Origin of the sequence: Microbacterium pumilum, assembly GCF_039530225.1 — a bacterium.
Lineage (GTDB): Bacteria > Actinomycetota > Actinomycetes > Actinomycetales > Microbacteriaceae > Microbacterium > Microbacterium pumilum.
In genome coordinates this window covers 1795730-1816766 of sequence record NZ_BAAAOH010000001.1, presented here as the reverse complement: position 1 = coordinate 1816766, position 21037 = coordinate 1795730, and the positions used below count along the sequence as shown (strand labels likewise).

General features: G+C 68.3%; 20 protein-coding genes. 9 read left to right on the top strand and 11 right to left on the bottom strand.

Features of this window, described 5'->3' with window-relative positions:
• The 3 genes from ABD188_RS08015 to ABD188_RS08005 form a co-directional block, all read right to left on the bottom strand.
• Positions 1–1689 carry an ATP-binding cassette domain-containing protein gene (locus ABD188_RS08015; RefSeq protein WP_344060236.1) on the bottom strand — a complete coding sequence of 563 codons (1689 nt, stop codon included), beginning with the start codon at positions 1687–1689 and terminating at the stop codon, positions 1–3.
• Between the two features lie 66 nt (positions 1690–1755).
• Entirely contained in the window at positions 1756–2034 is a 279-nt protein-coding gene (locus tag ABD188_RS08010) for a DUF2277 domain-containing protein (protein WP_344060234.1), read from the bottom strand.
• Positions 2035–2074: 40 nt separating this feature from the next.
• Positions 2075–2722 carry a TetR/AcrR family transcriptional regulator gene (locus ABD188_RS08005; RefSeq protein WP_344060232.1) on the bottom strand — a complete coding sequence of 216 codons (648 nt, stop codon included), beginning with the start codon at positions 2720–2722 and terminating at the stop codon, positions 2075–2077.
• A gap of 73 nt (positions 2723–2795) precedes the next feature.
• Here ABD188_RS08005 and ABD188_RS08000 point away from each other — a divergent pair, with 73 nt between their 5' ends.
• Entirely contained in the window at positions 2796–4262 is a 1467-nt protein-coding gene (locus ABD188_RS08000; protein WP_344060230.1) for a DHA2 family efflux MFS transporter permease subunit, read from the top strand.
• Between the two features lie 354 nt (positions 4263–4616).
• Here ABD188_RS08000 and guaB read toward each other — a convergent pair whose 3' ends face one another.
• A complete protein-coding gene (gene guaB / locus ABD188_RS07995; protein WP_344060228.1) occupies positions 4617–6119 on the bottom strand; it encodes an IMP dehydrogenase in 1503 nt (500 codons plus the stop codon).
• Positions 6120–6398: 279 nt separating this feature from the next.
• Between guaB and ABD188_RS07990 the strand changes: the two genes are divergently transcribed.
• The 4 genes from ABD188_RS07990 to ABD188_RS07975 are packed head-to-tail and all read left to right on the top strand — an operon-like array spanning position 6399 to position 10519.
• Positions 6399–7718 carry a branched-chain amino acid ABC transporter permease gene (locus ABD188_RS07990; protein ID WP_344060226.1) on the top strand — a complete coding sequence of 440 codons (1320 nt, stop codon included), beginning with the start codon at positions 6399–6401 and terminating at the stop codon, positions 7716–7718.
• An 8-nt stretch (positions 7719–7726) separates the two neighbouring features.
• Entirely contained in the window at positions 7727–8704 is a 978-nt protein-coding gene (locus ABD188_RS07985; RefSeq protein WP_344060224.1) for a branched-chain amino acid ABC transporter permease, read from the top strand.
• 43 nt (positions 8705–8747) lie between these two features.
• Complete coding sequence (locus ABD188_RS07980; protein ID WP_344060223.1) at positions 8748–9734, top strand: ABC transporter ATP-binding protein; 987 nt, start codon at positions 8748–8750, stop codon at positions 9732–9734.
• 38 nt (positions 9735–9772) lie between these two features.
• Positions 9773–10519, top strand: coding sequence for an ABC transporter ATP-binding protein (locus ABD188_RS07975; RefSeq protein WP_344066961.1), 747 nt, complete (start codon positions 9773–9775; stop codon positions 10517–10519).
• Between the two features lie 157 nt (positions 10520–10676).
• On the opposite strand, the gene ABD188_RS07970 is transcribed toward ABD188_RS07975, so the two are convergent.
• A complete protein-coding gene (locus ABD188_RS07970; protein ID WP_344060222.1) occupies positions 10677–11975 on the bottom strand; it encodes an ABC transporter substrate-binding protein in 1299 nt (432 codons plus the stop codon).
• Between the two features lie 252 nt (positions 11976–12227).
• Between ABD188_RS07970 and ABD188_RS07965 the strand changes: the two genes are divergently transcribed.
• From ABD188_RS07965 to ABD188_RS07955, 3 genes are read left to right on the top strand one after another with little or no spacing between them, the layout of a single operon-like run.
• Positions 12228–12440 (top strand): heavy-metal-associated domain-containing protein, encoded by a 213-nt coding sequence (locus ABD188_RS07965; RefSeq protein WP_344060220.1) that lies wholly within the window; start codon positions 12228–12230, stop codon positions 12438–12440.
• Complete coding sequence (locus ABD188_RS07960; RefSeq protein ID WP_344060218.1) at positions 12440–14758, top strand: heavy metal translocating P-type ATPase; 2319 nt, start codon at positions 12440–12442, stop codon at positions 14756–14758. The genes ABD188_RS07965 and ABD188_RS07960 overlap by 1 nt, the downstream gene beginning before the upstream one ends.
• The gene (locus ABD188_RS07955) at positions 14755–15093 is read left to right on the top strand and encodes a metal-sensitive transcriptional regulator (protein ID WP_344060216.1); all 339 of its coding nucleotides are present in this window, start codon (positions 14755–14757) and stop codon (positions 15091–15093) included. The genes ABD188_RS07960 and ABD188_RS07955 overlap by 4 nt, the downstream gene beginning before the upstream one ends.
• Here ABD188_RS07955 and rarD read toward each other — a convergent pair.
• A complete protein-coding gene (gene rarD / locus ABD188_RS07950; RefSeq protein WP_344060214.1) occupies positions 15090–16106 on the bottom strand; it encodes an EamA family transporter RarD in 1017 nt (338 codons plus the stop codon). The genes ABD188_RS07955 and rarD overlap by 4 nt on opposite strands.
• A 197-nt stretch (positions 16107–16303) precedes the next feature.
• On the bottom strand, positions 16304–16600 hold the full coding sequence (gene groES, locus ABD188_RS07945; protein WP_091492757.1) for a co-chaperone GroES: 297 nt from the start codon (positions 16598–16600) through the stop codon (positions 16304–16306).
• Positions 16601–16786: 186 nt separating this feature from the next.
• Between groES and ABD188_RS07940 the strand changes: the two genes are divergently transcribed.
• Positions 16787–18016 (top strand): class I SAM-dependent methyltransferase, encoded by a 1230-nt coding sequence (locus ABD188_RS07940; protein ID WP_344060209.1) that lies wholly within the window; start codon positions 16787–16789, stop codon positions 18014–18016.
• Positions 18017–18182: 166 nt separating this feature from the next.
• On the opposite strand, the gene ABD188_RS07935 is transcribed toward ABD188_RS07940, so the two are convergent.
• From ABD188_RS07935 to tsaB, 4 genes are read right to left on the bottom strand one after another with little or no spacing between them, the layout of a single operon-like run.
• Entirely contained in the window at positions 18183–18698 is a 516-nt protein-coding gene (locus tag ABD188_RS07935) for a DUF4190 domain-containing protein (protein ID WP_344060208.1), read from the bottom strand.
• Entirely contained in the window at positions 18695–19792 is a 1098-nt protein-coding gene (tsaD, locus tag ABD188_RS07930) for a tRNA (adenosine(37)-N6)-threonylcarbamoyltransferase complex transferase subunit TsaD (RefSeq protein WP_344060206.1), read from the bottom strand. The genes ABD188_RS07935 and tsaD overlap by 4 nt, the downstream gene beginning before the upstream one ends.
• Positions 19789–20313, bottom strand: a complete 525-nt coding sequence (gene rimI, locus ABD188_RS07925; RefSeq protein WP_344060204.1) for a ribosomal protein S18-alanine N-acetyltransferase — start codon at positions 20311–20313, stop codon at positions 19789–19791. The genes tsaD and rimI overlap by 4 nt, the downstream gene beginning before the upstream one ends.
• Positions 20310–20969: a tRNA (adenosine(37)-N6)-threonylcarbamoyltransferase complex dimerization subunit type 1 TsaB gene (gene tsaB / locus ABD188_RS07920; protein ID WP_344060202.1), complete on the bottom strand. Its 660-nt coding sequence runs from the start codon at positions 20967–20969 to the stop codon at positions 20310–20312. The genes rimI and tsaB overlap by 4 nt, the downstream gene beginning before the upstream one ends.
• Positions 20970–21037: the final 68 nt, after the last annotated feature.

Here is a 21037-nt window from a genome sequence, read left to right as displayed (position 1 = left end):
CTACCGCGCGCGGATCACCCGCGTCTCATCCCACACCGGAACGTCGGACTCGTAAACGCGGCCGTCCGTCCCGAACACGAGGAAGCGATCGAACGAGCGCGCGAACCACCGGTCGTGCGTCACCGCGAGCACGGTGCCCTGGAATCGCGCGAGCGCATCTTCGAGCGCCTCGGCTGAGACGAGATCGAGGTTGTCGGTCGGCTCGTCCAGGAGCAGCAGAGTCGCTCCCGACAGCTCCAGCATCAGGATCTGGAACCGCGCCTGCTGCCCGCCCGAGAGGGTGTCGAAGGTCTGCTCCGCCTGGCGGACGAGCCCGTAGCGATCCAAGGCCGAGCTCGCGGCATCCCGCGGCAGACCGGCTCGGCGATCATCGCCGCGGTGCAGGATGTCGAGCAGCGTTCGTCCGCGGAACTCCGGATGCCGGTGCGTCTGCGCGAACCACCCGGGCACGACTCGGGCGCCGAGCACGGCGCGACCGGTGTGCGGCACGGGCTCGAGGCTCGTGCCGACCGCGGTCACATGGCCGAGCAGCGCATCCGGGTCGGTGCCGCCGCCCGCCAGCAGCCGGAGGAAATGCGACTTCCCCGACCCGTTCGAACCGAGCACCGCGACGCGGTCGCCGAACCACACCTCGAGGTCGAAGGGCGCCATCAGCCCGGTCAGCTCAAGCCGCTCCGCGACGACGGCGCGACGCCCGGTGCGCTGTCCGCGCAGTCGCACGTCGAGGTCCTGTTCCGGCGGCCGCTCCTCGGGCGGACCGGCGTCTTCGAACCACCGCAGCCGCGTCTGGGCCGCCCGATAACGCGAGGCGAATCCGTCGTTGGCTGCGGCCTTCACCTTGAGGTCGGCGACCAGCGTCTTGAGCTTGACATGCTGCTCGTCCCACCTCCGGCGCAGTTCGTCGAGGCGCGCCATCCGCTCTTCGCGTGCGCGGTGATAAGTCGCGAAGCCGCCGCCGTGCACCCACGCCGACGATCCTGCGCCGCCGACTTCGAGGGTGACGATGCGGTCGGCGCCCCGCGCGAGCAGCTCGCGGTCGTGCGAGACCAGCAGCACCGTCTTCGGCGTCTCGCGCAGGCGCTGCTCGAGCCACCGCTTGCCCGGCACGTCGAGGTAGTTGTCGGGCTCGTCGAGCAGCAGTAGGTCATCCGGTCCGCGCAGCAGAGCTTCGAGGGCCAGCCGCTTCTGCTCGCCGCCCGACAGTGTCACGAGCTCGCGGAAGCGGGCACGAGCGAACGGGATGCCGAGTGCCGCGATCGTGCAGGTATCCCAGAGCGTCTCGTGCTCGTACCCGCCCGCCTCGGCGTAGTCGGCGAGCGCCCCGGCGTAGCGCATCTGCGTGTCGAGGTCATCGTGGTCGATGATGGCGGCCTCAGCCTGCTCGAGCTCGATCGCGGCGGCGCGCACGCGGGGCGGCGCGACCGAGATCAGCAGGTCGTGCACGGTGTCGCCGGTGGCTCCGTGGCCGACGAACTGATCCATCACGCCCAGGCCGCCTCCGATCGAGACCGATCCGGCATGCGGTGCCTCTTCGCCGCGGATGATGCGCAGCAGCGTGGTCTTTCCTGCGCCGTTGGCGCCGATGAGGGCTGTGGTGGACCCCTCACCCACCCGGAACGCGATGTCGTCGAGCAGGGGCCTGCCGTCCGGCAGCGCGTATGAGACGCCGTTGACGTCGATGTAGCCCACGATGATCCTCTTCGCTCCGGCGAGAATGCGCCGAGGGAGCCGACCAGACTATCGCAGCGAGAGGCGTCAGGCGGCTGAGTACCGGCCGGAGGCGATTGCCCGAGCGCGAGCCTTTGCCGCCTCTTCCTCGCGGTTCTTCGGGGGAACGGTTGCCACGAGGTCCTGCAGCAGGTGCCCCGTGATGTGCGCGATCTCGTGCACCGCGTGATCGAACGCTTCCTGGTTCGCCTTCGAGGGCTTCGTAGTGCCCGAGATCTTGCGCACGTACTGCAGCGCGGCGGCATGCACCTCGTCGTTGGTTGCGGCGGGCTCGAAGTTGTGGAGGGTGTGGATGTTCCGGCACATGCCCCAGACGATACGCCGGACCGCGGTCAGACCGCGAGCGTCACCAGGGCTCGTCGCCGCGCGGTGCGATATCGAGGATATGCGGCAGCTCGGTGGGGAAGCAGGCGCGGAAGAGCTCGGTGATGCTGGGGTCCGACCCGTAGTCGTCCACCAGCCGCATCCCGATCATGACGTTGATGAGCATGCCCTCCGCAAGGAACATGCGGGCCTGATCGGCATCCAGCCCCGCCTCATCGCGGAAGAACCGCCAGACCTGCGCGAATCCCTTGCGGGCGGCCGGTCCGATGACCGGGTGTCCGCCCAGGAGCCAGGCGTGCGACAGCGTCTGATGCAGCCCGCGCGTGCTCAGCAGGTCGACGTACGCCTCGCCGATCCGCTTCGAGACCGGAAGGTCGGATGCCGCATCCGCCAATGCGACACGGAACACCTGCATCAGCTGGTCGAGCGAGGACTGCATGGCCGCGAGGAAGAGGTTCTCCTTCGAGCGGAACAGACGCACGACGTATGGCTGGCTGACGCCCGCGGTGCGGGCGACGTCGTCTGTCGTGGTGCCCTCATAGCCGCGTGCGCCGAAAACCGCGATGGCGGCCGCGACGATTTGGTCGCGCCGCTCCTCCGAGCTCATTCGCCGGGAGCTGTCGGGCATCGGCGTCACTGCCGTCTGCTGATTCGTGGTCACGCTTGACATGTTATCAGTCGATTACTACAGTGGCGAAGAACCTAAGTAATCATCCAATTACAACTATCTGGAGGAGCCTCCCATGAGCGAAGTCCTGACCGCGACGCCAGTGCGGAGGCGAGCATTCGGACTCGTCGTCGCCGCGGCATCCCTCCCGATGTTCATGGCCACCCTCGACAACCTCGTCATGACGAACGCCCTGCCGGTGCTGCACGCGCAGCTGGGTGCGAGCGTCGAAGAGCTGCAGTGGTTCGTGAACGCCTACACGCTCGCCTTCGCGAGCGCCATCCTCATCGCGTCCGCGCTCGGCGATCGATTCGGCCGCCGGACAGTCTTCATGATCGGCATCGCCGTCTTCGGCATCGGCTCGGTGCTCGCAGCGCTCAGCACCGACCCGACCCAGCTCATCGCCGCGCGGGCGCTGCAGGGCTTCGGCGGGGCGGGGGTCCTTCCCCTCTCGCTCGCACTCATCGCGAGTGGTGTCGCACCCGAGCGCCGCCCGCTCGCGATCGGACTCTGGGGCGGCATCTCGGGCCTCGGCGTGGCGGTCGGCCCGCTCATCGGGGGCGCGGTGATGGAGGGCTGGAACTGGCAGGCGATCTTCTGGATCAACGTTCCGGTGGCCATCATCGCGATTCCGCTCGCGCTGTTCGTGCTCAACAACGACTTCGGCGCCCGCTCGCGCATCGACGTCGTGGGTGCCGTGCTTGCGGCGGTCGGGGTGCTCGCCCTGGTGCACGCGATCGTGCGCGGCAACGACGACGGCTGGTCATCCATCGGAGTGGTCACCGAGATCGTCGCCGGAACCGCCCTGCTGATCGCATTCGTGCTGTGGCAGCGGCGCGCCAAGGCCCCGCTCGTTCCGCTGCGGCTCTTCGGCGATCGGTCGTTCTCGATCACCAACATCGTGGGCTTCGCGTTCAGCTTCGGCACCTTCGGCGCCGTGTTCATCCTCATCCAGTACATGCAGGTCGTGCAGGGCTCCACTCCGCTCGAGGCCGCCGTCCAGACCACGCCGTGGACCCTCGCACCGATGTTCGTGGCACCGATCGCGGGCATCATCGCGCCGCGCGTGGGCACCCGAGCGCTCATGCTCACGGGCCTGCTGCTGCAGGGTGCGGCGCTCGCCTGGATCGGACTCACGCTGTCGGCCGACCTCGACTATCCGCAGCTGATCGTGCCGTTCATCATGGCCGGTGTCGGCATGGGGCTCGTGTTCGCACCTTCCGCGACGGCATTGCTTGCGACCCTCGGCGCCGTCGACCACGCCAAGGCATCGGGCGTCAACTCCACGGTGCGTGAGATCGGCATCGCGCTCGGCACCGCGGTGATGACGGCGATCTTCGTCAGCGCCGGGGGCGAACTGCAACCCGACCTCTACGTGGATGCGGCGCGTCCCGCCGTCCTCGTCGGCTCAGCGGTCCTGTTCGCCGCTGCCATCGCCGCGCTCTGGCTGCCGGTCGGCCGCTCGGCTCGCGCCACCGAGGAGGCGACGGATGCCTCGAGCGACGCGTCCGCCGAACCCGAGGCCGAGCTCGCACGCGCCTGAACGTCACAACCTGCACGTGAGGGCGGGGCTCCCCCGGCGAGCTTCGGTGGGTCGACGCACCGCATTTCATGGAGCCCGTCGTCGCCGATGAGATCGGCGATGCCGTGCGCGACCTCATCGACGAGAGCGGCTGAGCGCCCTCAGGTGGCCGCGTTCTACTGTGCGCGCTCCCGGCGCCGCAGAAGCGTCGTCAGCGGGACGTTGAAGACGTACACGAGCCGCGGCGACAGCGCCGCCGCAACCGGCCCCGGACCGGCGACTCACAGACTTCGCAGGCAGGCGCCGAGTGCGCAGTCATGCGGCTCGAGTCTGCGGGCTTCGCGCACAGCCGCGAGCTCTGTGAACTGTCGCGCGTCAGCGCTTGTAGTTCGGGGCCTCGACCACGATCTGCACGTCGTGCGGGTGCGACTCTTTGAGTCCCGCGGCCGTGATCCGTACGAACCGGCCCTTGGCCTTGAGCTCGTCGATCGTGCGGGCGCCGACGTAAAACATCGACTGCCGCAGTCCTCCGACCAGTTGGTAGGCGACGGCGGCGACGGGACCGCGATAAGCGACCTGGCCCTCGATGCCCTCCGGGATCAGCTTGTCGTCGCTGGGCACGTCGGCCTGGAAGTAGCGGTCCTTCGAGTACGAGGTCTTCTTGCCGCGGGTCTGCAGCGCGCCGAGCGATCCCATGCCCCGGTACTGCTTGAACTGCTTACCGCCCTGGAAGACGATCTCTCCAGGCGACTCGTCAGTACCGGCGAGCAGCGAGCCGAGCATCACCGTGTCGGCGCCGGCGACGAGCGCCTTGGCGATGTCGCCGGAGTACTGCAGGCCGCCGTCGGCGATCACCGGCACGCCGGCTTCGCGGGCCGCGAGGGATGCCTCGTAGACCGCGGTCACCTGTGGCACGCCGACCCCCGCGACGATGCGCGTGGTGCAGATCGAGCCCGGTCCGACGCCGACCTTGACGGCATCCACCCCCGCGTCGATGAGTGCCTGAGCGCCCTCGCGGGTGGCCACGTTGCCGCCGATGATGTCGATGTGATCGAACGAGGCGTCGGCCTTCAAGCGCGTGATGATGTCGATCACACCGGCCGACTGGCCGTTCGCCGTGTCGACCACGAGGACGTCGACACCCACGTCGCGGAGTGCCTCGGCGCGCTCCCACGCGTCGCCGAAGAACCCGATCGCCGCGCCGACGCGCAGACGGCCCTGCTCGTCCTTGGTCGCGAGGGGATACTTCTCGCTCTTGTCGAAGTCCTTGACCGTGATCAGTCCGGCGAGCGTGCCGTCGTCGTCGATCAGCGGCAGCTTCTCCACGCGGTGCTTGGCGAACAGCGCGATGACGTCGTTCGCGCCGATCCCGACCGGGGCCGTGACGAGGCCCTCACTGGTCATGACGTCCTTCACGAGGGTGGTGGAGCGCTCGAAGCCGGAGACGAAGCGCATGTCGCGGTTCGTGACGATCCCCACGAGGCGGCCCGCGTCGTCGACGACGGGAAGGCCGGAGATTCGGAACTGCGCGCACAGCGCCTCGACCTCGTCGACCGTGGCCTCGGGCGTGGTGGTGATCGGGTTGGAGATCATCCCCGACTCGCTGCGCTTCACCCGGTCGACCATCGACGCCTGCTCCTCGATCGCGAGGTTGCGATGGATGATGCCGATCCCGCCCTCGCGCGCGATGGCGATGGCCATGCGCGCCTCGGTGACGGTGTCCATGGCGCTCGACAGCAGCGGAGTCGCGACGTTGATACGTCGCGTCAGGCGTGAAGAGGTGTCGGCTTCGCTCGGGATGACGTCGGTGTGCCCCGGCAGGAGGAGCACGTCATCGTAGGTCAGTCCGACGAAGCCGAAGGGGTCGTGATGCTCCATGGGTTCTCCTGCGCGCGCGGCGCGTTGCTCGAGGTGTGGACGACGACGGCCGGTGCGCGGGAACGCTCCGTACTCGATTCTAAGCGTCGACCCTGCGAATTCATTCCGAGCGCGCAGTGAAGCTGACTCCGGATGCCGCACAGCGCCCGGTTGCGATTCGGTCACGGCACGGAGGGTTTGTTGTAGGCGAAACAAGAACGACACATTACGCTCGTACCGTCGTCGTCACGGCTGATGCGACCCGTAACGTCTTGCCGTGGCTGCCTGACTGGAGGATACGTGGGTTCCACGACTACGCACGAGTGGCGTTCGCTGAGATGGCTGATCATCGTGATCGGCACTCTCCTCGCGGCCACGCTGCTCGTACTGCAGACACCGGCAACAGCAAGCGCGGCCGCACCGGATGAGCCGGGCGCCGACCAGGAGCAGACGGCGTTCTACTTCGCCGGAGTGATCACCTATAAGGACGAGCCCGTTCCCGACGTGCGGGTGACGGTCCAAGGCAACGGTTTCGAAGCGGAGACGCTCACCGGCGCGGACGGCCGGTGGAAGCTCTATGTCCCGGAGAAGGACACGTACACGATCGAAGTCGACGAGTCGACCCTTCCCGAGGGTGTCATCGTCGAGGACAACCCCAAAGAGGAGGAGTTCGGTCTCACCGGGTCGGTGATCATCAACAGCTTCCTGGCACCTGGCGAACGCACGCAGACGAGCTTCATCGACCAAGTGCTCGATCGGCTGATGAACGGCCTCAACTTCGGCCTGCTGCTCGCGCTGGCCTCGATCGGTGTGTCACTGATCTTCGGCACGACGGGCCTGACCAACTTCGCGCACGCCGAGATCCTCACGTTCGGTGCGATCGTCGCGCTGGTGTTCGGTGTCTGGCTGGCCTGGCCCATGTGGATCGTCATCCCGGTCGTGATCGTCACGGGCGCCATACTCGGCTGGGTTCTCGACGCCGGTCTCTGGAAACCCCTCAGGCGCAAGGGCCTCGGGCTGGTTCAGCTGATGATCGTGAGTATCGGCCTGTCGCTCGCCGCCCGCTACACGTTCCAGTTCTTCATCGGCGGCAGCACGTATCAACTGCCCGGCGCTGGTGGCGCGCGCGACATCAAGATCGGTCCGATCTCGCTGTCGCTGCTGGACGTCGTGTCCATGGGCATCAGCATCGTGCTGATCGCGGCCACGGCCTACTGGCTGCTGTACACCCGCATCGGCAAGGCGACACGAGCGATCTCCGACAACCCGAGCCTGGCCGCGGCATCCGGCATCAACGTGGACAGAGTGATCCGCATCGTCTGGGTGCTCTCGACCGCCCTCGCCGCGATCGCCGGTGTCCTGTGGGCCTACTTCCGCCCCGGGATCAAGTGGGACATGGGTTCGGGCGTCCTGCTGCTGATCTTCGCGGCAGTCACCCTGGGTGGTCTGGGAACCGCGTTCGGAGCCCTCATCGGGTCGATCATCGTGGGCATCCTCGTCGAGATCTCGACGCTCTGGATTCCGCCCGACATGAAGTATGTCGGCGCTCTCGCGGTGCTGATCATCATCCTGCTCGTCAGACCTCAGGGCATCCTGGGTCGCAAAGAGAGACTCGGTTAGGGGGCGACATGGACTGGGGACAGATCTTCAACAACACGGCCTACTGGGTGTTCAGCCCGGAGACCATTGCCTACGCCCTCGCGGCAGTGGGACTCGCGGTGCAGTTCGGCTACGGCGGACTGCTGAACTTCGGCATGGCGGGCTTCATGGCCCTCGGCGCCTACGGCTACGCGATCTCCATTCTCAGCTTCGGCTGGCCCTGGTGGGTCGGCATCATCGTCGGGTGCCTCGCAGCGGTCGGCTTCGCGTTCATCCTCGGCATCCCGACGCTGAGACTGCGAGCGGACTATCTCGCCATCGTCACGATCGCGGCAGCGGAGATCGTCCGCCTGTTCCTGACGACGCAGCTGTTCGACGAGTACACCAACTCGGCGGACGGTCTCGGCGGGTACCACGCCGGGTTCCGCGGTGCGAATCCGTTCCCTCCGGGTACGTACGGCTTCGGCCCATGGCAGTGGACGGCCGACCAGCTCTGGGTGCGCGTGTTCGGCGCCCTGCTCCTGGCGATCGCGGTCTACATCGTCTGGGCGATCATGCGCAGCCCGTGGGGTCGAGTGCTCAAGGGCATCCGCGAGGATGAGGACGCCGTGCGCTCGCTCGGCAAGAACGTCTTCGCGTACAAGATGCAGGCCCTCATCCTCGGTGGTGTGTTCGGCGCCCTGGGTGGCGTCGTCTTCGCGCTCCCCTCGGCCGTGGTCCCAGCGACCTACACGACCTCCCTCACCTTCTTCATCTGGACGATCCTGCTGCTCGGTGGCGCGGCCACAGTCTTCGGCCCCGTGCTCGGCTCTGTGATCTTCTGGGTCATCATGGGCTTCCTCGGCAACGTGCTGCCGGCGCTGGCGAATTCCGGCATCCTGCCGCTGTCGTCGGTGCAGGCCGGAACGCTCCGATTCATCCTGGTCGGCGTCGCGCTCATGCTGATCGTGATCTTCCGCCCACAGGGCATCCTCGGGAACAAGAGGGAGCTGACCTTTGTCAAGTAACGGCACCTCATCCGGCGCACCTCAGAATCCGCCAGCCGACACGGTGGCTCCCGTCACCGATGCAGTCCCGACGACGACGGGCAGCGTTCGTCGCCCCAAGGCTCAGGGACTCGCGAAAGGCGAGAACGTCCCTGGCGTCGCCAAAGTCGACCCGATCCTGATCGCCGACAACGTCACCCGGCGCTTCGGCGGCCTCACGGCCGTCGATGTGGAACATGTCGAGGTCCCCCGCGGAGTCATCACCGCTCTGATCGGACCCAACGGTGCCGGCAAGACCACGCTGTTCAACCTCCTCTGCGGGTTCGACAAGCCCGACAGCGGCACCTGGAGCTTCGACGGCAAGAGCCTCTCCGGCATCCCGTCGTTCAAGGTCGCCCGGATGGGACAGGTCCGCACGTTCCAGCTGACGAAGGCGCTCTCGCTGCTCACGGTGCTGGAGAACATGAAGCTCGGCGCGACCGCACAGAAAGGGGAGCGCATCTTCGCGAGCCTGATCCCTGCGATCTGGCGCAAGCAGGACAACGAGATCGAGGAGAAGGCGAGAGGGCTGCTCAGCCGCTTCAAGCTGGATGCCAAGTCCGACGATTACGCCGCGAGCCTCTCGGGCGGCCAGCGAAAGCTGCTCGAAATGGCGCGCGCGCTGATGAGCGACCCGACACTCGTCATGCTCGACGAGCCCATGGCCGGCGTCAACCCTGCCCTCACCGAGTCGCTGCTCGACCACATCCTCGACCTGAAAGACCTCGGCATGACCGTGCTGTTCGTCGAGCATGACATGCACATGGTGCGCCACATCGCCGACTGGGTCATCGTCATGGCAGAGGGCCGCATCGTCGCCGAGGGGCCGCCCGAGACCGTGATGCACGATCAGGCCGTCATCGACGCGTACCTGGGCAGCCACCAGGACGTCGACCTCGGCGTGGTGACGGGACGTATCGAAGGCGAACTGGACGCATCCGCCGCTGAGCTGCTCGAAGAGATCAAAGAAGCCGAAGAGGCCTCGATCACTGAGGCCGAGGAGGGCAAATGATGGCATCCACGGGCGTCGGCGCGACCGGCGCATCCGCCATGGCCGAGGGCAAGACCGACCGGATGGTGGTCGAGCTCAAGGACGTCGTCGCCGGCTACCTCCCGGGAGTCAACATCCTCAACGGTGCGAACCTGTACGCCCGCAAGGGCGAGCTCATCGGGATCATCGGCCCCAACGGCGCGGGCAAGTCCACGCTGCTGAAGGCGATCTTCGGCATGGTCAAGGTGCGCGAGGGCACGATCACCGTCAACGGGGAGAGCGTGCTCGGCCTGAAGTCCGACAAGCTCGTGCAGCGCGGGGTCGGGTTCGTGCCGCAGACGAACAACGTCTTTCCCTCGCTCACGATCGAAGAGAACCTGCAGATGGGGCTCTACCAGGCTCCGAAGACCTATAACGAGCGTCTCGATTTCGTGTGCGGCATCTTCGCCGAGCTGGGCAAGCGCCTGAAGCAGCGCGCGGGCTCGCTGTCCGGCGGCGAGCGCCAGATGGTGGCCATGTCGCGCGCACTCATGATGGACCCCGCGGTGCTCCTGCTCGACGAGCCCTCTGCCGGCCTGTCCCCCGTGCGGCAGGACGACGCCTTCATCCGCGTCTCAGACATCAACAAGGCCGGTGTGACGACGATCATGGTCGAGCAGAACGCCCGCCGCTGCCTGCAGATCTGCGACCGCGGCTATGTCCTCGACCAGGGCCGCGACGCCTACGAGGGCAGCGGCCGCGACTTGCTGAACGACCCCAAGGTCATCGGACTGTACCTGGGCACACTCGGCTCCGACGGGGTCTGAGAGACCTACGCGGAACACACGAAGGGCGGATGCTGCGGCATCCGCCCTTCGTGTGTCTGCGCCCGTGACCGCAACCGATGCGCACGGAGCTGCGAGGGCGCTGCGGCAAAGCGAAGGGCCCCGGATCGCTCCGAGGCCCTCGCTGCGTGCGGCTGGATCAGCCGATGCGGGTGTTCAGGTTGTCAGCGCCGTACTGGAAGATGCCGACGGTGGCCTCGGTCGGGTCGCCGTTCTCGTCGAACGTGATCGGACCGGACTTGCCGTCGTAATCCGCGACGCCACCGCCGAGGATGATGTCGGCGCACTCGGCGTAGCTCGTGCACTTCTCACCGTCACCGGTGCCGCCCGAGACTTCCTGCAGCTTGGCCGAGACGTCGGCCGGGTCGGTCGACCCTGCCGCCAGCGAAGCCAGGGCGAGCAGAACGACGGCGTCGTACGACTCGTTGGCGTACGAGAAGTCGGTCAGCGCCTCGTTGCCGTCGGCGACCCACCAGTCGCTCACTGCAGCCTGGAATTCGGTGTCGGCCTCGAGGGGGCCGGCGGGCGTGGTGCCCTTCGCGCCTTCCATGTTGGCGGCGGCCGGCCACTTGGCGTCGGAACCGAACTGCTTCAGGTTTCCGTCCACCAGGTACAGCTGGTCGGCCGGGTAGCCCGCGGCCAGAAGTGCCGGACCGATCGTGTAGATCTCGTCGAAGGTGATCAGGAGGATCGCGTCGGGGTTCGCGGCGAGCGTCGCGCTGATCTGCGCGTCGAAGGTCGTGTCACCCGTGTTGTACGACTGCTCGGACACAACCGTTCCGCCGGTGCCCGTGAAGACTTCCTGGAACACATCGTTCAGACCGGTGCCGTAGGAGTCGTTCTGGTAGATGACCGAGACGTTGCTGTGGCCGTCTTCGGCGAGAAGGTTGCCGAGCACCTCGCCCTGCAGCGTGTCGGACGGCGCGGTGCGCCAGTACAGGCCGTTGTCGTCCCACGTCGTGAAGTCGAGCGACGTGTTGGCCGGCGAGAACGTGATGATGCCCGCGGCTACGGCGTCGTCGAGGAAGAGCTTGGTCACACCCGACGAGGCTGCGCCGATGGCGGCTGTGACGCCCTCGGAGATGAGGGTCTGGATCGTGGTCGCGTACGCCTTGTTGTCGGTGTCACCCGAGTCGCCCCAGACGATGTCGTCGATCGTGAGACCGGTGGTCTCTGCGTAGTCGTTGACCTCCTGCGCGCCAAGGCCGACACCTGCCTCCTCGGGCGGGCCGAGGAAGGAGAGGCTGCCTGTCTGCGGCAGGATCGTGCCCAGCTTGAGGCTGAGGTCCTCGACGGGGCCGGCAGACTCCGAAGGCTCGGCACCGCCGCCGCCACTGCAGCCGCTGAGGATGAGGGCGCTTGCGCCCACGATCGCGATGCCGCCCAGAACGGTGCGGACGCGCGAGCGCGAGGCGGTGCCTCGGGTAAAGACGCTCATGTTGCTCCTTGCTGTGAATGAACGCGGGGCGGCTCGGGCGCCGACCCAGATTCCACTAACCTAACCGCGCCCGCGTCTCCCCAATGTTGCCGTTCGTTAACGATCTGTAACGGGAACTCAATCGTTATCGAAGCGTCTCCGGGGGCCTCCAAATGGTCGCCGAGCCCGGAATACCCCTGAAGGGTATATCGTTGAGGACGTCAGTACCCCTCCGGGGTATCCCCATCAGGGACTCACGCGAAAGGCAACACCATGGCACAGACGACCGAGTACCGCGTCACCGGAATGAGCTGCGGACACTGCGAGGCATCCGTGCGCGGCGAAATCGCGAAGCTCACCGGCATCCAGCACGTCGACGTCAGCGCGGCCACCGGGCTGCTGCGGATCGAGTCGACGGCGCCCCTCACGGACGATGCGGTGATCGCCGCCGTGGACGAGGCCGGGTACGAAGCCGTCCGAGCCTGATGACCACCGACTCGCTTTCTGCGGATGCCGCCGATACGCGCATCGAACTGCTGATCGGCGGTATGACGTGCGCGTCGTGCGCCGCGCGCATCGAGAAGAAGCTCAACCGTCTCGACGGGGTCGCGGCATCCGTCAACTACGCCACCGAGAAGGCGGTCGTGAGCGCGCCGCCGTCGCTCGACCCGCGCGTGCTCATCGACGAGGTCGAGAAGACCGGCTACACCGCTTCGCTGCCCGAACCCCCGGCATCCGCCCACGAACACGGGCACGAGCACGATCTCGACGACCATGAGCTGACCGGGCTGCGCCAGCGGCTGATCGGCTCGACCGTGCTGGCTGTGCCGGTCATCCTGCTCGCCATGATCCCCGCGCTGCAGTTCACCTACTGGCAGTGGGCGTCGCTGGCACTCGCCGCACCGGTTGTGGTGTGGGGTGCGTGGCCGTTCCACCGTGCCGCCTGGATCAACCTCCGCCATGGCGCCGCGACCATGGACACGCTCATCTCGATCGGGGTCTCGGCGGCGTTCCTGTGGTCGCTCTACGCGCTGTTCCTGGGCGGCGCCGGCATGCCCGGCATGACCCACGCCTTCGAGTGGACGATCCAGCGGAGTGAGGGCACCACCGACATCTATCTCGAGGTGGCTGCAGGGGTCACGATGTTCGTGCTCGCCGGGCGCTACTTCGAGGTGCGGTCCAAGCGCCGCGCGGGTGCGGCGCTGCGCGCGCTGCTCGAGCTGGGAGCGAAGGATGTCGCGGTGCGACGCCTCGGCGCGGGCGGTACGGTCACAGAGCGGCGCGTTCCGGTTGCCGAGCTGCGCGTGGGCGACGAGTTCGCGGTCCGGCCGGGCGAGAAGATCGCGACCGACGGTGTGGTCGTCTCGGGCACGTCGGCAGTGGACGCCTCGCTCGTGACCGGTGAGTCCATGCCGGTGGAAGTGGGGCCGGGCGACGCCGTCGTCGGAGCGACAGCCAACGCCGGCGGCAGCCTGATCGTGCGAGCGACGCGCGTGGGACGCGACACGCAGCTCGCCCAGATGGCACGGCTCGTCGAGGAGGCCCAATCGGGCAAGGCCGACGTGCAGCGACTCGCCGACCGTATCTCGGGCGTGTTCGTCCCGATCGTGCTCGCGATCGCCGTCGCGACGTTCGCGGTGTGGCTTCTGCTCGGGTTCCCGCCGGCGGCCGCAGCAACCGCCGCCGTCGCCGTCCTGATCATCGCGTGCCCCTGCGCGCTCGGGCTCGCGACTCCGACCGCGCTGCTGGTCGGCACCGGTCGCGGCGCACAGCTCGGCATCCTCATCAAGGGCCCCGAGGTGCTCGAATCGACGCGCACGGTCGACACCGTCGTGCTCGACAAGACCGGAACCGTGACGACCGGACGGATGTCGCTCGTCGACGTCTTCACGGCTCAGGGTGTCGACCGCACCGAGGTGCTGCGACTCGCCGGTGCCCTCGAGCACGCGTCCGAGCACCCCATCGCCCGCGCGATCGCACGCGCGGCCGCGACTGAGACGGGCGAGCTCTCGCCGGTGGAGGCGTTCGCCAACGTCGCCGGCCTCGGCGTCTCGGGCGTCGTGGACGGGCATGCGGTCGTCGTCGGGCGCCAGGCGCTGCTCGCCGACTGGGCGATCGGTCTGCCGGCAGCCCTGGCGGCCGCCAAGGACGCCGCCGAAGCCTCCGGGCGCTCCCCCGTACTCGTGGCATGGGACGGCGAGGCGCGCGGCGTGCTGATCGTGGCCGATCAGGTCAAGCCGACGAGCCGTCAGGCGATCGCGCAGCTGCGCGATCTCGGCCTGACCCCCATCCTGCTCACCGGCGACAATGCGGCCGTCGCCCGAACGATCGCCGCTGAGGTCGGCATCGACCGTGTGACGGCCGAGGTGCTGCCGAGCGACAAAGTCGCCCTCGTGAAATCCCTGCAGGCCGAAGGCCGCGTGGTTGCGATGGTCGGCGACGGCGTGAACGACGCCGCGGCACTCGCGCGGGCCGATCTCGGCCTCGCGATGGGCACGGGCACGGATGCCGCGATCGAAGCGTCGGACATCACACTCGTGCGGGGCGACCTGCGCAGCGTCGCGGACGCGATCCGCCTCTCGCGATCGACGCTCGGAACGATCAAGGTGAACCTGTTCTGGGCCTTCGCCTACAACGTCGCGGCGATCCCGCTGGCAGCGCTCGGGCTGCTCAATCCGATGATCGCCGGCGCGGCGATGGCGCTGTCGAGCGTCTTCGTCGTCGGCAACAGCCTGCGTCTGCGGTCATTCCGCAGCCGTGCGACCGATCCCGCGTCCACTGCCGTCCTGGAGGAGTCCCGATGACCGATCACACCATGACCCATGAGCACACCGGTGTCGCTGCGGGCAGCGATCACAGCCACCACGGCTACATCACCGACAAGGACAAGTACCTCAATCGCCTGAAGCGCATCGAGGGCCAGGCGCGCGGCATCCACAAGATGGTGGAGGACGAGAAGTACTGCATCGACATCCTGACCCAGATCAGCGCTCTGACGAGTGCGCTCGAGGCGGTCGCGCTGGGTCTGCTGGACGATCACCTGCGCCATTGCGTGGTGGATGCCGCGAAGCTCGGCGGCCCCGACGCCGAGGCGAAGATCACCGAGGCATCGCAGGCCATCGCCCGCTTCGTGCGCTAGGCGAGCTCGGCGCGCCGGGTGCGGCGAGCGGACAACAGCGAGTCGATGGTCAGCACGGTCAGTGCGATCCACACCAGGACGAAACCGATCCAGCGCTCCCGGGTCATGGGCTCGTGCAGCACCCACGCACCGATGACGAACTGCATGATCGGCGTCAGGAACTGCAGCAGTCCGATCACCGTCAGCGGAACCCGCCGCGCTCCTGCGGCGAAGAACAGCAGCGGTGTCGCGGTGACGACTCCCGCGAGGCTCAGCAGCACGGCGTGAGCCCCACCGTTGGCACCCATCGACAGACCCGCCGTCGCGCCCACGACGATGAGCAGAGCGGATGCCACGGGCATGAGCCAGAGCGACTCCAGGGTCAGTCCGCTGACGGCGTCGACCGCAGGACCGATCCGGTTCTTCACCAGTCCGTAGAGGCCGAACGATGCCGCGAGCGTCAGCGCGATCCACGGGAATTCCCCGTAGCCGATGATGATCACGCCCACCGCGAGCGCGGCGAGTGCGATCGCAACCCACTGGGTGATCCGCAGTCGCTCCCGCAGCACGACCACACCGAGCAGAACAGTGACGATCGGGTTGATGAAGTACCCCAGGCTCGTCTCGATGACATGCCCGGTCAGCGTGGCCAGGATGAAGACCTGCCAGTTGATGTAGATGAGCACGCCTGAGAGGGCGGTCAGCGCCAGCAGCCTGCGCTGCTGCATGATCCCCCCCAGCCGCCGCCATCCGCGCGTGATCGCCAGCAGGACGACGCAGAACGCGAGCGACAGCACGATGCGCCACGCGACGAGCTCCCACGGTCCGGTCGGTGCGAGCAGCAGGAAGTACAGCGGCAGGAAGCCCCAGATCAGGTAGGCGCTGAAGGCGTAGACACCGCCGAGCGCCCGCTCACGCCTCGGGTCGCCGGTGAGGGCGGCGGATGCGTGGCGCGGCGCAGTGGGGACCGCCTCACCCGTGACGGGCATCGGGCCCGTCGTGGAGTCGGCGGTCTCCGAAGCGTCGCGTGTCACCCACTCAGCCTATGGCGGCCGGAGTACATGCCGCCGATGCTCGAACCCACTCATTCATGCACGAACCCATTCGCTTGTGCGGCGTGAACGAATGGGTTCGAGTCCGAATCGGTGGGTTCGTGACAAGCGCTGGCCACGAACACGAAAGGGTCGGATGCCGAAGCATCCGACCCTTCGGATCGCGCGGAGCGCGGGGACTAGCGGACGACGACCGCGAGGACGTCGCGGGCCGACAGGACGAGGAACTCGTCGGCGCCGAACTTGACCTCGGTTCCGCCGTACTTGCTGTAGAGCACACGGTCGCCCACGGCGACGTCGAGCGGGACGCGGTTGCCGTTGTCGTCGATGCGGCCGGGACCAACGGCCACGACCTCGCCCTCCTGGGGCTTCTCCTTGGCAGTGTCCGGGATGACCAGACCGCTTGCGGTGGTCTGCTCGGCCTCGACCTGACGGATGACGATGCGGTCCTCGAGCGGCTTGATGGAAACCGACACGGGTCTACCTCTGCTTTCCTTTGAAACAAGACTGGGTTAGCACCCTCACAGTGAGAGTGCTAACGCCAGTCTAGGCAACCCGCTGGCACTCTCGCAACGTGAGTGCCAGTCGGTGTCACGTGAAGACGCCGTTGGTGCCGGCTCCACCGCACCGCGAGCCTGGAACGGCGACCCTAGGCTTGCCGAATGGACATGGCCGAACTCACCGCCCTGCTGACCCCGGACGGTCTTCGACTGCTCGACGAGCAGGATCCGCTGCAGTCCACGGCGGATGTCGCGGCCGCCGTCTCGCGGCTGCGCAAGCAGGGGCACTCCCCCGACCTGGTCTCGGCGGTCGTCACCCAGACGCGGCTGCGGATGAAGGCGCACACGAAGTTCGGCGACTTCGCCGATCGCATGCTGTTCACCCGCGCAGGGCTCGAGCAGGCGACGAGACTCTCCGTCGCCGCTCGCCACGCCGCGCGCTTCCGGGATGCCGGCATCGTCTCTGTCGCCGACCTCGGTTGCGGGATCGGCGGTGATGCTCTCGGTCTGGCCGCACTGGGGCTGCGTGTCGAGGCGGTCGACGCCGACGAGGTGACGGCTGCCATCGCCGCCTACAACCTCGCACCGTTCTCCGACGCGGTCACGATCCGCAGCGGCACAGCGGAGGAGTATGTGCGGACTGCGACGGATGCGGCATCCGGAGCCTTTCCGGTCGACGCGGTGTGGCTCGACCCCGCACGCCGCACGGCCGGGCACACCGAGACGTCGCGCACACGCCCCGAAGACTGGTCGCCATCGCTGGACTGGGTGTTCGCGCTCGCGGAGCAGGTCCCGGTGGGTGTGAAGCTCGGACCCGGCCTCGACCGCGAGCTCATCCCCGACGATGTGGAAGCGCAGTGGGTGAGCGCCGATGGATCGACGATCGAGCTCGTCCTCTGGTCTCGGGCACTCGCCCGCGAGGGCGTTCGGCGGGCGGCGCTCGTCATCCGGGGCGACACCGCTCACGAGCTCACCGCGCCGGCGGATGCCGCAGATGAACCGGCTCGCCCGCTCGGCGCCTATCTGCACGAACCCGATGGCGCCGTGATCCGGGCGCGCCTCATCGGAGAGGTCGCGCGCAGCCTCGACGCCGGAATGCTCGACGAGCACATCGCCTACCTGACCTCGGATGCCGCGGTCACGAGCCCGTTCGTCTCGTCGTTCCGGGTGCACGAGGTGCTCCCCGCCGAGCCGCGAGCGCTCGCGAAGGCGCTCCGGGACCGCGGCGTCGGTCGCCTCGAGATCAAGAAGAGGGGAGTGGACGTCGATCCCGCCGCACTGCGCACGAAGCTCAAGCTGCGCGGAGACGAGTCGGCAACGCTGTTCGTCACGCGCATCGGCGCGAAGCGGGTGGCGATCCTGGCGGAACGGGTCTGGGCCGGGGAAGGCTGAGCGTGTCGAAGCGGCCGCGGTGGCCCCGAGACCCAGCGGTCGCTGAGCCTGTCGAAGCGTCCGCGGTCGCCACCGCGTCGGACCCTTCGACAAGCTCAGGGACCGACGCTCTCGGGTCGCCACCGCGTCGGACCCTTCGACAAGCTCAGGGACCGACGCTCCCCGGTCAGCCGAAGAGGTTCGCGCGGCTCGCCGCGTACAGCAGCCAGCCGGCGCTGTAGATCACCGAGACGGCGCCGAGCACGAGCGCCCAGATGGCCACGGCGCGATTCTCGAGGGGGCGCCGGAGGGCCAGAATCGCCGAGATGACGCCGACCAGACCGATGGGGAATCCCCATCCCACGAACAGCGAGACGACAAGTCCGGCGATCGAGAACGCCAGCGCCCACCCGGCGAGTCCGCGGTAGGGGCCGACCGGTTCGGGCATGAGCCACCGCAGCTCTGGTTCCGGCGCGCCCTCCGCGCCGGGCTCCGCCGGAGCGGAGACGGTCGTCACATCGACCGGGGCAGTCGGCAGTCGCTGGAAGCCCCCTCGGTGTGCCCCTGGGAGCGGCGATGCTTCGTCGGCGAGCGCGATGTCCGGCGACGGCGGCTCGACCGCGGGGGTCACGGCCGGCGGCCGGGGACTTGTCGCCCCGTGATGCGGGGCCGCCGCATCCGGAGCCTCGGACCGGTCGGTCACGCTGCGGCCTCGCGTGATGGAGCTACCTGGATCTCGGTGACCGGCAATGTCGAGTCCGCCCCGAAGGCGAGCGTCGACGGCGGTCGGCCGGCCATGATGAGCTCCGCCGCGAGCGCCGCGATCATCGCTCCGTTGTCGGTGCACAGCGACAGCGGGGGTATCCGGACCGTCACACCCGCCGCATCCGCTCGCTCGATCGCGACGTCGCGCAGCCGCTTGTTGGCGATCACGCCTCCGCCGAGGAGGAGTCGCGGCACTCCGTGATCGGCGCAGGCGGCGAGCGCCTTGGTCACGAGCACGTCGACCACCGCTTCGCGGAATGAGGCCGCGACATCCGCGACGGGGACCTCTTCGCCGGCAGCCTGGGTCTGTTCAACCCATCGGGCGACGGCGGTCTTGAGCCCCGAGAACGAGAAGTCGTACCGGTGGGCCGCGAGGTCCGATGCGCGTGACAGTCCGCGGGGAAAGCGGATCGCGTCGGCATCGCCCGCGGCCGCAGCCCGATCGATCTCGGGGCCTCCCGGATACGGCAGACCGAGCAGCCGGGCCACCTTGTCGAACGCCTCGCCCGCGGCGTCGTCCATCGTCTCGCCGAGGAGCTCGACATCCGTTGTCAGATCGCGCACCAGAAGCAGCGACGTGTGGCCGCCGCTCACGAGCAGAGCGACGGTCGGGTACTCGAGCGGCGGCGCATCGGCGTCCAGGATGTCGGCCGCGATGTGGCCGACGAGGTGATTGACGGCGTACAGCGGGCGCTCGAGTGACACCGCGAGCGCCTTGGCAGCGCCGACGCCGACCATGAGGGCTCCGGCGAGTCCGGGGCCCGATGTCACGGCGATCGCGTCGATGTCGGTCAGCCCCACGTGAGACTCCGCGAGCGCCGCCTCGATCGACGGCTGCAGCGCCTCGAGGTGGGCGCGCGCGGCGACTTCGGGCACGACCCCGCCGTAGCGGGCATGCTCATCCATCGAACTCGCGATCGTGTTGGAAAGCAGAGTCCGGCCGCGGACGATGCCGATTCCGGTCTCGTCGCAGCTGGTCTCGATGCCCAGGACGAGTGGTTCAGTCGGCCCCTGAGCCTGTCGAAGGGTCACGTGCAAGCCCCCGCATCCACAGCGCCGGCGTCGGCAGCGGAGGCTCCGCCGTCGGCGCGCGGGCGCGCCACCCAAGCCGGCAGGTCGAGGCGCATCACGATGGCGTCGACGTCATCGGGCTGGTAGTACCGCGGTCGTCGACCGAGTTCGACGAATCCCTCCGACGCGTAGAGGGCCTGAGCGGCCGGGTTGTCGGCGCGGACCTCGAGGAACACGACGGCCGCACCGCGCCGTGCCGCCTCGGCCAGCAGGGTCGCGAGGAGTGCACGCCCGCGACCCCGGCCACGGGATCCCTCGGCGATGGCGATCGTCTGGATGTCGGCATCCGATGCCCCGAGGGGTGCGCGCAGCCCCGCATAGCCGACGAGATTCCCGGCCTCTTCGACGACGACGTACCAGCTGTGCGGCGAGGCGAGCTCTTCGCGCATCATGGCGTCCGACCATGCGTCGGTCGGAAAGGACGCCCGCTCGAGCACCATGATCGATTCCAGGTCGTCGAGCGTGGCCCGCCGAGCGGTCATGCGGTCACCCGCTTCGGTCCGGTCGAGAGGGTGACGTCGGGCGAGCGCAGGTAGAGAGCGTCTGCCGGCCCGATCACGCGTCCGGCGGCCAGTGCGCGGCCGGCTGCCAGCGCGAGCATGGCGGCGGGGATGCGATCGGCGTCGCGGCGTACGACTCCCATCGCCGCAAGGATGCCGTCGAGCGACTCGCGGGGCGCGAGCGCGGATTCGACCACGCGCACGGGCAGCCCGTCGTCGTCGGTTCCGCGGTAGACGGAGTACGCGAACTCGCGCCGGCGGGCGTCGGTCACGACCGCGAAGGCCTCATCCGCTGCGTTGTCGAATCCACCGGTCAGCGCGGCGTGCAGCACCAGTTCGAGCGCGACCGCGTCGTGGCTGACCACGGGAATGACCGGGATCCCGCGGCCGAGCGCGAAAGTGCGAGCCGCAGCGATACCGACGCGAAGGCCGGTGAAGGGCCCCGGACCCATTCCCGCCGCGACATGCGTGATGTCGGCCGGCCGGACCGATGCCTCGGCGAGGGCCTGTTCGAGGAGAGACCCGATCAGCTCGGCGTGGCCGCGCGGGTCGGTGCTCTCGACCTGCGACCGCACCATGCCGTCCGCCTCGACCACCGCGACGGCGGTGCCGAGCGAGGTGTCGATGCCGAGGATCACCGTTCCAGGTTAGTCGTCGTGGCTGCTGCGGCTTCGGGGCCAGGGGTCCGTGGGCACCAAGGTGCGGT